The 13052-nt window shown below is 59.7% G+C and carries 14 protein-coding genes; 8 read left to right on the plus strand and 6 right to left on the minus strand.

Annotation, left to right across the window (positions count from 1 at the left end):
- Positions 1-36: 36 nt before the first annotated feature.
- Both I6L39_RS14010 and I6L39_RS14015 read right to left on the minus strand, forming a co-directional pair.
- The gene (locus I6L39_RS14010; RefSeq protein WP_069784665.1) at positions 37-426 is read right to left on the minus strand and encodes a hypothetical protein; all 390 of its coding nucleotides are present in this window, start codon (positions 424-426) and stop codon (positions 37-39) included.
- A gap of 101 nt (positions 427-527) precedes the next feature.
- Entirely contained in the window at positions 528-1160 is a 633-nt protein-coding gene (locus I6L39_RS14015; RefSeq protein ID WP_042075824.1) for a trimeric intracellular cation channel family protein, read from the minus strand.
- A 418-nt stretch (positions 1161-1578) separates the two neighbouring features.
- On the opposite strand from I6L39_RS14015, the gene I6L39_RS14020 reads away from it, so the two are divergent.
- The 7 genes from I6L39_RS14020 (at position 1579) to fliB (ending at position 7342) form a co-directional block, all read left to right on the plus strand.
- Positions 1579-2517, plus strand: a complete 939-nt coding sequence (locus I6L39_RS14020) for a flagellin (protein ID WP_216989981.1) — start codon at positions 1579-1581, stop codon at positions 2515-2517.
- A 37-nt stretch (positions 2518-2554) separates the two neighbouring features.
- Complete coding sequence (locus tag I6L39_RS14025; RefSeq protein ID WP_254203654.1) at positions 2555-3028, plus strand: flagellar protein FlaG; 474 nt, start codon at positions 2555-2557, stop codon at positions 3026-3028.
- Between the two features lie 25 nt (positions 3029-3053).
- Positions 3054-4439, plus strand: coding sequence for a flagellar filament capping protein FliD (gene fliD / locus I6L39_RS14030; protein ID WP_216991805.1), 1386 nt, complete (start codon positions 3054-3056; stop codon positions 4437-4439).
- 28 nt (positions 4440-4467) lie between these two features.
- Complete coding sequence (fliS, locus tag I6L39_RS14035; RefSeq protein ID WP_216989982.1) at positions 4468-4890, plus strand: flagellar export chaperone FliS; 423 nt, start codon at positions 4468-4470, stop codon at positions 4888-4890.
- Positions 4890-5204, plus strand: coding sequence for a hypothetical protein (locus tag I6L39_RS14040; RefSeq protein ID WP_216989983.1), 315 nt, complete (start codon positions 4890-4892; stop codon positions 5202-5204). Before fliS ends, I6L39_RS14040 begins: the two co-directional genes overlap by 1 nt.
- A gap of 151 nt (positions 5205-5355) precedes the next feature.
- On the plus strand, positions 5356-6015 hold the full coding sequence (locus I6L39_RS14045) for a hypothetical protein (RefSeq protein ID WP_216989984.1): 660 nt from the start codon (positions 5356-5358) through the stop codon (positions 6013-6015).
- Positions 6016-6166: 151 nt separating this feature from the next.
- Positions 6167-7342: a flagellin lysine-N-methylase gene (gene fliB / locus I6L39_RS14050; protein ID WP_216989985.1), complete on the plus strand. Its 1176-nt coding sequence runs from the start codon at positions 6167-6169 to the stop codon at positions 7340-7342.
- 70 nt (positions 7343-7412) lie between these two features.
- On the opposite strand, the gene I6L39_RS14055 is transcribed toward fliB, so the two are convergent.
- From I6L39_RS14055 to I6L39_RS14070, 4 genes are all read right to left on the minus strand, one after another.
- Positions 7413-8264 (minus strand): cobalamin-binding protein, encoded by an 852-nt coding sequence (locus I6L39_RS14055; RefSeq protein WP_216989986.1) that lies wholly within the window; start codon positions 8262-8264, stop codon positions 7413-7415.
- Complete coding sequence (locus tag I6L39_RS14060; protein ID WP_216991806.1) at positions 8257-9156, minus strand: cobalamin biosynthesis protein; 900 nt, start codon at positions 9154-9156, stop codon at positions 8257-8259. The genes I6L39_RS14055 and I6L39_RS14060 overlap by 8 nt, the downstream gene beginning before the upstream one ends.
- Positions 9157-9215: 59 nt before the next feature.
- Positions 9216-9908, minus strand: coding sequence for a 5'-methylthioadenosine/S-adenosylhomocysteine nucleosidase (mtnN, locus tag I6L39_RS14065; RefSeq protein WP_216989987.1), 693 nt, complete (start codon positions 9906-9908; stop codon positions 9216-9218).
- Positions 9909-10148: 240 nt separating this feature from the next.
- Positions 10149-11078: a ZIP family metal transporter gene (locus I6L39_RS14070; protein WP_216989988.1), complete on the minus strand. Its 930-nt coding sequence runs from the start codon at positions 11076-11078 to the stop codon at positions 10149-10151.
- 290 nt (positions 11079-11368) lie between these two features.
- On the opposite strand from I6L39_RS14070, the gene I6L39_RS14075 reads away from it, so the two are divergent.
- Positions 11369-13000, plus strand: a complete 1632-nt coding sequence (locus I6L39_RS14075) for a methyl-accepting chemotaxis protein (RefSeq protein WP_216989989.1) — start codon at positions 11369-11371, stop codon at positions 12998-13000.
- Positions 13001-13052: the final 52 nt, after the last annotated feature.

The raw sequence follows: 13052 nt of genomic DNA on the forward strand, positions 1-13052 counted from the left end.
CCGGATTTTTTATTTCACTTCCATGGATGCAGAGGGTCAGGGACAGGGAACCGGGGTAAAGGTCTCCTGGCCCTGGCAGCGCCAGCCCATCTCCGCCTGACGCATCTGCCACAGGTTGTTGCTGCGAAACAGGGTCAGGATATAGAGCATGTCGTTCCGCTGGCCATCGAGAGCCACCGACAGCACGAGATCGTTGTCCAGCTGCTGGGCATGGATGCGGGTGGGGACGTCTTCATGGCCCACGAAGCGGCGAGCCACCTCGCGATAGTCGTTGACCCAGCCTTGCTGATTGCTGCTCGCCTGACGGATCTGCTGGTTGAACTGCTGCACCGGGGTGGATGCCAGACGCCCGAACAGGGTCTGTGCCCCCGCATGAGCCGCCACCATCATCAGCGTCAGCGTGGTAATGAGCCCAAGTTTTTGCATGAGGTATTCCGGCTTGAAACGACCCCTGTATGACAACAGAAAAGCCGACTTGGTTCAATCTTGTCCCTGTCGGGATGGGATCTCGCCCACTCCGGCGTCCCTCAGTTGCGCTGCAGCGAGAAGGTGGGCAGGGAGAGATGCCAGTAGATGGCCGCCACCCGAAGGCCGAATACCCCCAGCATGCTGATGAGCATGGCGCTCACCCTGTCCACTCCGACTTCCAGCGACAGGGTATAGAGGATGCCCCCCAGGATGCAGGCGGTGGCGTAGATCTCCTTTTGCAGCACCATGGGCACCTCCCGGGCCAGCACGTCCCGGATCATGCCGCCCGCGACGCCGGTCATGGTCCCCATGATCACCGCAATGAGCCCGGGTGTGCCGAAATTGAGCGCCTTCTGGGCGCCGATCACGGTAAAGAGTGCGAGACCGAAGGCGTCCGCCACCGGCAGCACATACCAGGGCATGCGGCGAGGCAACTTGACCATCCACATGCCGACGAGGGCCGTGGCGATCACTACCCAGATGTAGAGGGGGTCGCGAACCCAGAACACCGGGGTCGCCCCCAGGATCATGTCGCGGATGGTGCCACCACCGATGGCAGTCACCGCGGCCAGCACCATGACGCCAAAGCCGTCCATTCGAAGGCGCCCTGCCACCAATACTCCCGAAAACGCGAATACCGCAGTACCAAACATGTCGCTGATGTAAACGATCTGCTCAACCAGAGTCTGCATGGAGAACAACTCACGTCCAATAGATGATGGGGCGGCGATTTTAGGGGCAAGCCGTGGGGATGAGCAATGCGGGAGTGCAAAAGTGGGAGCCAGCGCCGGTTTCTGAATAAGGGGTTGAGGTAGGCAAGTGGGCAGCATCAGGCCGCAATACGGCCATGGTGGGATTCAGTACAGATTTATCCTCTTGGAGGCAAAAAATGTTCTAAAGCATCGGGCTGTGGTGCCGTTACTAAGGGGGAAGCAAATGGAAGGGTGTCAGGAAGTCCAACTTTTTGCAGTGCTGCGGATCTGGTCATCACCACGTTGAATCAGGTCTGCCTCAGTCACCGGCAGCGGATTGGCCCTGCGGACTGACGATGGATCTCAATCGCAACGCGCCCTGGGATCCGCAGTTTTAGACTCATCAGGAGAATTCAATATGTCCATGTACATCAACACCAACGTCTCGTCCCTCAACGCCCAGCGCAACTTGATGAACTCTAGCAAGTCGCTGGACACTTCCTATACCCGCCTCGCTTCCGGCCTGCGTATCAACAGCGCCAAGGACGATGCGGCCGGCCTGCAGATCTCCAACCGTCTGACCTCCCAGATCAACGGCCTGGATCAGGGCAACCGCAACGCCAACGACGGTATCTCCCTGGCGCAGACTGCGGAAGGGGCCATGGACGAAGTGACCGGTATGCTGCAGCGTATCCGTACCCTGGCCCAACAGTCAGCCAACGGCTCCAACTCCGATGACGATCGTGCCGCCCTGCAAAAAGAGGTCAATCAACTGGGTAGCGAGATAGATCGTATCTCCAAGGACACCACCTTTGCGGGCACCAAGCTGCTCGATGGCAATTATACTGGCACTTTCCAAGTGGGGGCTGATGCTCACCAGACCATTGGTTTTGACATGACCAAAGCAGGTGCGGCTGGTGTCGATATTTCGGCAGAAGGATTCAGTATTAAAGGAATCGCTTTGGCAGCAGGAACAGTTAACGACGATGGTGATGATGGTACTACTGCCGAAGTAGACGTAAGTACTATTTTCAAGGGCGGTGCTGCGGGGGAAATTAATATATCCACAGCAGCAGAGGCACAAAAAGTACTTGCAGCGGCCGATGCAATGATAGGTGTGGTGGACGATAAGCGCGCCGAACTGGGTGCGGTGCAAAACCGGCTGGACTCTACCATTCGCAACCAGTCCAATATCTCCGAGAACGTCAGCGCCGCCCGTTCCCGCATCCGCGACGCGGACTTCGCCACCGAAACCGCCAATATGACCAAGCAGAACATTCTGCAGCAGGCGGCCTCCAGCATCCTGGCCCAGGCCAACCAGCGTCCGCAGTCGGCTCTGTCGCTGCTGGGTCGCTAAGACGGTCCTGATCAACCTTTGAATTAAGGAGCGGCAGATGGCCAATGAACCCATCGTCATGGCTTCTACCTCGACGCTCACTTCCCATGGCGGCCTTCGGGCCGCCATGCCTGTTTCTGCGCCATCGGCCTCTGCTGAGGAGCAAACCGTCGAGCAGGGAAGCGCCGACTTGGCAAACAAGACTGCGAAGGAAGAGCCTTCGAAGGCCACAGCGTCATCATCCAAGAATAATGATGAAACTGAAAAGCAGGCCCAAGAATTGCAGGAGAAATTGGCCAGCTTGGGCAAACTGAAGGGGTGGGCCATCCATTTCAGCCTAGTGCCCGAGTTTGATCGACCGGTGATCAAGGTGATCGATGCCGAGACCAAGCAGGTGATCCGGCAAATCCCGAGTGAGGAGATCCTCCAGATGAACAAGCGGCTACAGGAGATGGGGCAGCATCAGGGCGATGGCTCCGGCCTCTCCGGCCTCTCCGGCCTCTCCGGGCTGCTATTCGACGGTCAGGTATAGGTTTTTAACGAGATAAGAGGAGCATATTATGGCGATTACCTCCGCCGGGGCGGGGTCTGGCATCGATCTCGAGAGCGTGATCTCGGCGAGCGTGGCCGCCAGGAAGGCACAGTTGCAGCAGCCCATCACCATCAAGCAGAACAGCACCAATATCACCTTGTCTGGCATAGGCCAGCTCAAGTCCTCCCTCTCTGCCTTCACCGATATCCTGGATACGCTGAGCAAGCCCGGCGCCTTCAACAAGCGAGCCATCAATATCACCCAGAACAAGGATGATCCTGTACTGGCAGTGGAGAGCAAGAGTGGCACCTCCAACGGTCAGTACAATATCACCGTCAACAAGTTGGCAACCACCAGCCGCCAGGAGGGCATCTTTGATAGTTCGACGACCGCGGTTGTCACCCAGGACGGTCAGCTGACCTTCAAGGCGGGGGAGAAGGAGTTCACGGTCGATGTCAAGGCGGGGGATACCCTGCAAACTATCCGCAAGCGCATCAACAATGATGGCGACAACTTCGGGCTTAGTGCCAACATCGTCAATACCGCCGATGGCAAGGCGAAGCTTGTCATCGATTCTGGGGTCTCGGGAGATGGCAAGGATCTGGTCATCTCGGGCAGCACGACCGAGTTGCAGAATGAGTTCACGAATAAGATGGCAGAGACGCAACAGGCGTCCAGCGCCAAGATCCTGGTGGATGGCAATGAGCTCAAGAGCGATACCAATGTCTTCGATGACGTCATCCAGGATCTGAAGATCACCGTGCTGCGGGTCTCCGATACCGACAGCAATGGCGATCTCAAGTCCAACAAGGTGGATATCACTACCGACAAGACCTCTGTCCAGGAGACGGTACAGAAGTTTATCGATGGCTATAACGCCCTGCAGAGCAAGTTAACAAGCCTTGGCAAACGCAACAGCATCGTCGGCGGGGTGAGTCAGGACGATGGCGGTGCGCTGGCGGGGGACTCCACCACGCGGGCCATCAGCAACTTCATGTCCAATTTAATTACCACCCCCTCTGATACCAGTACCATCTACTCCACCATCTTCGAGATGGGCATCAAGATGGATAACAAGGGTCAGCTCTCCCTGGACAAAGAGAAATTTGGCGAGGTGGTCGACAAGAACTTCGACCAGGTGGCGGGCCTGTTTGGTGGTGAGGATGGTCTGGCTGCCAAGTTGACGAATGGTTTGAAGGAATATACCAAGACCGGTGGCCTGCTGGCACAACGGACCGATACCCTTAATGCGGATCTGCGCAGTCTGAGCCAGAAGCAGGCCACCACCAATGAACAGCTGGTTAAATATGAGGCGGCCCTGCGCGCCCAATACGGCAGTCTGGATGCTCTGCTTGTGAAAATGAATAATTCAGCGGCAGCACTCTCTGCATTGCAAATAAGCAGTGATTGAGCGTGACGTTTTTTCGGGAATTGATGATATGTACCACAGAAATCTGAAAGCCTATAAGGCAACCAGTATTGAAGCAGACCTCGCGGTTGCGGATCCCCATCGCGTCATTCAACTGATGATGCAAGGGCTACTGGAGAGCCTTGCACAGGCGAAGGGAGCCATAGAGCGCAAGGACATGGAGGAAAAGGCCAGGACCATCTCCAAGGCACAGGGGTTGGTGCATGGCCTTCAGGATGGGCTGGACATGACGCAGGGGCAGATCGCAGAGGATCTGTTTGCGCTCTATGCCTACATGGATGAGCGTATCTGGGAGGCCAGCGTGCGACGTGACATCCAGCCTCTCGACGAGGTCATGACACTGATGGTGACGATCAAATCGGCTTGGGATCAAATCACCGACGCGGATAAGCAGCAGGGGTTCCAGCTAAGACAAGCCTCAGGGAGTGTGTAGTGGATGAGCTAAATGCTTATGGTGATGCCCTGACCAATAATATCGCGACACTGCAGCGATTGTTGGCGGGCCATCAATATGAAAAGGCCTTAACTTGTATGGATGAGCGCCTGGCGATCATCGCGGCACTGACAGCATTGTCCCAGCAGAAGAAGATGGCGTCAGCGGACATGGCTACCTTGGTCAGAGACCAACTAGCAAAAGAAGAGAGGCTGAGAAGTCTGGCTGAGACGTTCAAGAATGAGATCGCCATGCAGATAGTGTCCCTCGGCAGGGCCAGCAAGGCAAAGTCTACCTATCATGGGAATAGGTGAGATCTAGATAGCCAAGGTTGCTTGTCGCTTGGTGTGATAGGAGTCACGAGCGGCAGTGATGGATTATATCTCTTGTTACATTGTCGAGCGTTCAGTTTGCTTTCCTGACATAAAGTGAACATGAGTCGTATGCAATCGCTTAGGTCGTTATATGCCTTCATTTATCGTTGAGTTCTGGTCGAATATCTTTGGCGTACTGGCAAAAGTTTCAGTATTTACCCTGGTAAGGAAGCTGTTTCCCTCAGCCATCACTGCTCGATTTGTCGATTGCTGGGTGCTGAGTCACCTCCTTCTATCCATGGTGGCAGTCGTGGTCGCTGTTTACTCACCCTATCCTGTGATGGGATATATCTTCATGGGGTATGGTTTTCTTCGAACCTTTGAGATCGTCGTATACCAGACGAATGTCTTGTTGTTCGATGAGTATCGGGTCGTAAAAGCAGGGGGGGAATACAGATTAGAGGGTTACCGTCGTATCGTATTGTTGCTACTGCACAATTACTTCGAAATCATACTTTGGTTGGCGTGCACCTATACGGTGATGGCCGCTGACTTTGATCACAAATGGCAGCCGGGAACGGGAACTGTCTTTGGTGGTATTTATAGCAGTTTTATCACGATGACATCATTTGGTGATTTCGACTTATTGCCAAAAAGCACTATGGCTGCCTCTGTACTGCTTTTTCACGCGACCGTCGGTCTTTTCATGACACTGCTAAGTCTGGCCAGATTTATTAGCCTGATACCTGCACCGAAGACACGTGATCTCGTAGAAATGAAACAAATGGAAAGTTCCAACGATAACCAGTAACTAAGGGGGGAGTCAATAATAATGTTAGCTCTGCCCTAATAACCATTAGGTGATGATGACCTGCTATGTAGGCATGCTCTTTGCCTTTTAATAAAACCTACGTTCTTGAAAGGGGTAGGTGAATCCGGATTATTTTCTTGAGGACACCGTCATGGCCCATACCCTATTAACCCCCAGGTACTACACGGATTTTCACTGTATTGGCGATCAATGTGAGGACAATTGCTGCCATGGATGGACGATATCCATCGACAAGAAGACCTATCGTCATTATGTCAGTCACCCGGATCAGCTGATTCAAAGCACGGCCAGGCAACATATTGAGAAGGTGAAAAACTCAGACGCTCACTGGGGGACTATCCGTATGGACGAGTCTGGCGCCTGTCCTTTTCTGGACGGTGTCGGATTATGCAATGTACATAAGAAGATGGGGGCCGAGGCACTGAGTCACACCTGTAAGAGCTACCCCAGGCAGTTGCGGCAATTTGGTACCCAGCACAGGCGAAGCCTGGTGCTCTCCTGCCCGGAAGTGAACCGACAGGTGCTCTTGAATCCAGATGCCATGATGGTTGAAGTCACCCCCTTCAAGGGACAGGCCAAGACCTCCCCTGTCTCCAGTTCCCTCGACACGCTGCATTCATTGAGCATCGACGTGCTGCTTGCCGATGGTATGACGATAGAAGACAAGCTGTGGCTGATCGGTATGCTGGTACACAGGGATGAAGGCAAGGGGTCCCATCAGGCATTTATTGAACAATTGGCTCCCATGATCAATGATGGTCAGTTGAGCGCGGCTTTCTCTCAAATTCCTTTCATTGGTAAAGTTCAGTGGTGGGCATTGCGTACTCTGACTCATCTGTTAATACAAAATCAGCAGCGTCGAGGGAGAGCAATCATGGTCCGCTGTCTGAATAAGATCAATCAGGTGTTAGAGGGAGAGTTTAATGAGGACAAGCTGCTGCTGATACACCAAAGCTGGCACCAGAAAGTAGTGCCATTTTTAACGGAACGCCCCCATATTCAACAGAACTATCTGCTTTATCATGTCTACCATAATCAGTTTCCATCAGAATCTGGTACTCCTCAAATAGCGTATCAGCTTCTTATTGCAGATTATTTCCTGCTACGCAGTTATTTGTCCTTGATTGCGATGGATGAGGCGCCACTCACCGAGCGGGATATCACGGATCTGTTTTATAGCTACCATACACTCCGCCAGCATAACGCGAAATTTGCGACTGTATTGGAGCAAGGGTTGCAGCAGTCGGGTCTGGCGAGTGATATCACCCTGTATGCCCTCTTGAAAACGGGCCGTGAGCAAGGTTGACACCGCTGGATATATGGCCTGATGCGGGTTTTTCTGAGTAATCCGGTTGCGATTGTGTGCAAGGGGGATGTTACCCTCCGCTGCGGCTCTTGATCGCGCTAGCCAGGATCGCCTCGCATACCTGCTCCACCGCGTTGAGGGCGCGGGGGGTGAAGCGGTGCAGCTCATCGGCGTTGATGAGGGCGAGCCGCCGCTGCTTGACGGCGTCCAGCATGGGCCACTGTTGCCAGTGCGCCAGCACCTCAGGGTCCTGGCTGCCGGCCAGGATGAGATCCGGGTCGGCCTTGATCACCTGCTCCAGCCCGACCTGGGGATAGGGGGTCGCCGCCTTGGCCATGATGTTGCGGCCGCCGCACAGGGCGATGGCCTGGCCGGGCCAGGTCGAATCATTGACGCTGGTCAGCGGCGGATACCAGAGCTGGTAGAAGACGGAGACAGACTTGGGCTTGCCATAGCGCGCCGCCAAGGCATTGAGTCTGGCCAGATAGGCGTCGGCTCTGGCGTCGGCTTGTTGTTCGACGCCGAGCAGGCGCCCCAGGCTGCGCATCTCGGTGGCCAGCGAGGCAAAGTCGGTGGGCTCCGAGTAGAAGACGGGGATACCGAGCTTCTCGACGGGGGCCAGCATGCGGGCCTGGGCCGAGCGCCAGGCCACCACCAGATCCGGCTTCTGGGCCAGCAGGGCTTCGAGGTTGATGCTGCGATAGTTGGCGACCCGCGGCAGGGGCGCCACCTCGGGGGGATAATCGGAGGCGTCGTCGGTGGCGACGATGCGATCCCCGGCTCCGATGTCATACAACAGCTCGGTCAGATGGGGAGTGAGGGTGATGATGCGCTGTGGCGCCGGAGGCGTTGCGGCCAGCAGGGGGGCGCTCAGCAGGCAGAGCAGCAGGCAGAGGGCCCGCCAGTGCAAGGGATTAGCCATGGTGCAGTACCAGCAGGGTCAGGAGCAATGCCACGGTCAGCCAGCCCCAGCCGATCAGCAGCAGGCGGTGCAGCAGGCGCCGGGGCAGGAGGGCATCGGGCTCTTCCCCCTCGCCCAGCACAGGGAAGCGCACCAGCTGGCCCCGATAGTAGCGCGGGCCGCCGAGCCGGCTGCCCGTGGTCAGGGCCAGCAGGGCGAGCAGGCAGCCCATGGCCGGATAGGGCCAGTGCAGGGCGGGGCGCAGCCTGCCGCCGAGGCGGCGCAGCCGGGTCAGGCACAGGGGGAGCGCCAGCAGCAGGATGGCGGGGGCGCAGAGTCCCTGGTACAGCGCCGCGGCGGGGCGGCCGAAGTGGACGAACTCGGCCTGCTTCGGGCTCCAGGCCTGGTTCATCAGCTGGGCGAGGCGCCAGAGCAGGGCACCCTGCACCCCGGCGAGGGCAAAGCCCAGCAGGGGGCCGGCCCACTGGCCCACGAGGCGCAGCACGCAGGTCTCGCTCACCGCCTTGTTCAGCCCCATCACCGACAGCTTCCCCGTCTCGCGCCTGAGCCAGGGCGCCGCCTGCAGCCTCGCCACCACCAGGGTTTCCTGGGTGGCCAGGGCGCGGCTCCCCTGGGCGAGTTCGCGCAGTGGCCGGGATTCCAGCATCAGCAACAGAAACAGCAGGTCGAACAGGGGCTCCGACAGGGCGAGATTGCGCACCGCCCAGAGGCCGGCGGCGCAGGGCACCCAGACCACCAGCAGGGCCAGGAGCCCGGCCTGGCCCTGCTGGCGGGGCGTACCGTCGGGGCGATAGACTTTCTGGCCGAGGCGGGTCAGCAGCGGCACGACGGCGCCGGGTCGAAAGCGGGCCGGCCAGGGCAGCATGGCCTCCAGCAGGGCCGCGCCCACCATGATGGCCGCCGTCGTCGAGGCGAGGACGGTCACCAGGGCGTCCCAGGAGAGGGTATCGATCACAATTTACCGAGCAGCGCGATGATCACCTCGGCGGAGTGTTGACCCGCCACCTCGATGAAGGCATCGAAGGATTCCACCTGCTCCTTGCCGGCGATGTCGGACATGGCGCGCACCACCAGGTAGGGCACCTTGAACATGTGGCACACCTGGCCGATGGCGGCCCCTTCCATCTCCACCGCCAGCATCTGCGGGAAGTCGGCACGCGCCTTGGTTATGGCGTCCGGCTTGCACATAAACTGGTCACCGGTACAGATGAGGCCGACCTTGGTCTGGTGCTTGCCTTGCTCGGCGATGCAGGTCTGGGCCAGGGCGATGAGCTTGTCATCGCAGGGGAAGGCGGCGGGCTGCTGGGCCATCTGGCCCATCTCGTAACCGAAGGCGGTCACGTCCACGTCGTGGAAGCGCATCTCGCTCGCGATGACCACGTCACCGATGTGCAGATCCTGGGCGAAACCGCCGGCGGAGCCGGTGTTGATGACGCAGTCGGGGGCGAATTTTTCCAGCAGCAGGCTGGTGGCGACGCTGGCGGCGACCTTGCCGATGCCGGAGCGGGTCAGGATCACCTCTTTACCGGCCAGGCGGCCCTGATAAAACTCGCAGCCGCCCAGTTGCAGGGTGGTGGGTTCGCTCAGCTGGCTGCGCAGCAGGGCCACTTCCTGCTCCATGGCGCCGATAATACCTACTTTCATCATCTACCTCGTCTCGATGGCCGCTGGGCCGAAAAAGTTGGCGGGGATGATAACAAAACTTGGCGATGGCGCCGAGCATTCCTATGGGGCTGGCGGGGCATCTCCTGCGTCAGTGGGAGAGCTGGACAAGGGCGGCCGGCTCGCCGCGCTCTGCAAGCCGTTACAGTGTGCTGGCGAACAGGGCCAGCCGCTCGGGAAGCGCTTTGTGGAAGACTACGGAGTGTACGGGGTGCCGACGCGTTATCCCAGCGCGGTATCCAGGGTCATCATCAGGGCAAAGCCGACCATGAGGCCCAGGGTGGCGTGGGTCTGGTGGCCGTTGCGGTGGGTCTCGGGGATCACCTCGTGGGAGACCACGAACAGCATGGCGCCGGCGGCGAGCCCCAGGCCAATGGGGTAGGCGATGGCCATGCCGCTGGCGAGCCCCACCCCGAGCAGGGCCCCGAGCGGTTCCAGCAGACCGCTGGCGATGGCCACCAGCACGGCCAGCGGGGGACGAAAACCGGCGGCGCACATGGCGAGCGCCACCGCCAGCCCCTCGGGAATGTCCTGCAGGGCGATGGCGGTGGTGAGCGGCAGACCGACGGCCATGTCACCCTGGGAGAAGCTGACCCCGATGGCCATGCCCTCCGGCAGGTTGTGCAGGGCGATGGCGAACACGAACAGCCAGACCCGGGAGCAGCTCTCGTGGCCGGGACCGCAGGGCCCCGTCTTGTCGTGCTCGTGGGGTGTGAACTGATCCAGCCCCAGCATCAGCAGGACGCCGAGAGCCATGCCCGTCACCACCACGGCGGCGGCGAGGAAGCCGTCGCCTGTGATCCCCTCCGCGGCCTCAAGGCCCGGCAGCAACAGGGAGAAGGCGCTGGCGGCCAGCATCATGCCGGCGGCAAAACCCAGCATGGCGTCTTCCACCCGTTGAGGAACGGCCTGCAGGAACAGGGCCGGCAGGGCGCCGAGCGCCGTGGCGGCAAAGCCGGCGGCACCGCCGATGAGGCCATAGCGCATGCCGGCGGTGATGTCACCGGCCGCCAGCACGACCAGACTCTGCAACAGGAGCAGCAGGACGGCGGCCAGGGCGAGCAGCAGCCCCAGGGCGACGAGGGGGCGAGCCTGGATCTGCTCGCGCAGTTGGACGGACCAGGAGGGGGAGAGTGTCGACGCGTTTTCCATGGAGCCTCGGGCGCTGTGATCAAGAGACGAGGGTGCCATTACATAACCTGGCCCCCCGTTTGTCCATGGCGCCGGGGCGATTGCGACAATCGGTTCAAGTTTGGCGCCCGGGTGGTCGCTCTGTAGCGGGCTCCCGGGCCGAGCGACATAGGCCCGGGGTGGCGAGGGGAGGGGAAAGGCCCCGTCCTTGCTCGCGCGTCGTCATTTCCCGTCAGGAGTCTCGGGTCACCGCTTACATGGATGTGATCATTGTGTCACTGCGTCTTCGCAGTCGAGGATCACCAGCCAACATGTCTTACAAGCATCTCTCCATCGGCAAGAAGATTGCCGCCGTTTTCTCGGTCATCGCCGTCATCAACATACTGTTCGGGCTGTTTCTCGCCAGCGAACTGCGCGGCGTGCGGGACCGGGTGCTGAATTTCACCGACTCCACCCTGCCGAGCGTCATCTCGGTGGAAAACCTGCTCTACGACGTCTCCTATGTGCGGCGCGCCCAGTTTGCCCTGCTGATGGTGGAGGATGTCGTCGACAGGCAGGTCCGCCGCGGTCGTATCCAGGAGAGCCTGGGCAAGGTGGAGCAGGCGCTCGGCGCCTATGAGGCCACAGTGGGGGCCGAGCACGAACGCCGGGCGTTCAACCGGGTCAGGCAGCACTGGCTGCAGTATCTGGGGGCGGTCAACCGGGTCGATCAGCTGTTCTCTCTGGGGGACAGGGAGCAGGCCAGGGACGTGCTGTTCGGCTCCAATGCCGCCTATAGCGAACTGGAGCAGTCGGTGAACGCCCTGGTGGAGGTGAACCTGGGCTTCGTGCGGGAGAACCGCGGCAGCCTGCTTGGCAGTGTCAACAGGGTGACGCTCTTCGCCTCGGCGAGCATAGGCGCCCTGCTGCTGTTCATGGGGGTCATGACCTGGTTCCTGACCCGCCAGATCTGCCTGCCGCTGCAGGCCGTGGTCGCCCAGGCCAACGCCATCGCCCAGGGGGATCTGACCCACGATCTGGATCGCCGGCACATCGGACAGGATGAGCTCGGGATGCTGGCCAGGGCCTCCCTCAAGATGCAGGACAACCTGAGGGGCCTCATCGAGGAGGTCATCGCCGCCGTGACCCAGCTGGGCGCCGCCATCGAGGAGGTGAGCACCGTCTCCGAGCAGTCGGCCCAGGGGATCCAGAGCCAGCAACAGGAGATCGCCCAGGTGGCGACCGCCATGGCCCAGATGAAGGCGACGGTGGCGGATGTGGCGGGCAACACCGAGGTCGCCTCCGAGTCCGCGAGCTCCGCCAATGCCCTGGCTCGTCGTGGCAGTCAGGATGTGCAGGGGGCCCTGGATGCCATCACCCGGGTGGCCGGTGAGATGGAGCAGGCGGGCAACCTGGTGAGTGAACTGGAGAAAGAGTCCGCCCAGATCAACCTGGTGGTGGATGTCATTCGCGGCATTGCCGACCAGACCAACCTGCTGGCACTCAATGCCGCCATCGAGGCGGCCCGTGCCGGTGAGCAGGGCCGCGGCTTTGCGGTGGTGGCCGACGAGGTGCGCACCCTGGCGGGGCGTACCCAGGCCTCCACCGGCGAAATCGTCGCCATCATCGAGACCCTGCAGGCCCGTGCCAATCGGGCGAAGTCGGTGACCGGCCAGAGTTGCGAGATGATCCGCCAGTGCGTGAGCCAGAGTGAACGCACCAGTGCGGGCATTCTTCAGATTGAAGAGGCGGTGGCCCAGATAGCCGACATGGCGATCCAGATTGCCAGTGCCTGTGGCGAGCAGGATGCGGTCTCCGATGAACTGGGCCGCAACGTGGCGCGCATCAACGATTCCGCCAACGAGGTCGCGACCGGCGCGGATCACACCGCCAAAGCCTGTCTGGAGCTGAGCCAGCTGGCGGCGGGTCTGCGCCAGAGCATGGGGCGCTTCCGCCTGGCCTGACGGTGGTTGCAGCCAATAAAAATGGGGCCCTGGGCCCCGTTGTTTTTCTCAC

Origin of the sequence: Aeromonas sp. FDAARGOS 1409, from assembly GCF_019048705.1 — a bacterium.
Lineage (GTDB): Bacteria > Pseudomonadota > Gammaproteobacteria > Enterobacterales > Aeromonadaceae > Aeromonas > Aeromonas sanarellii.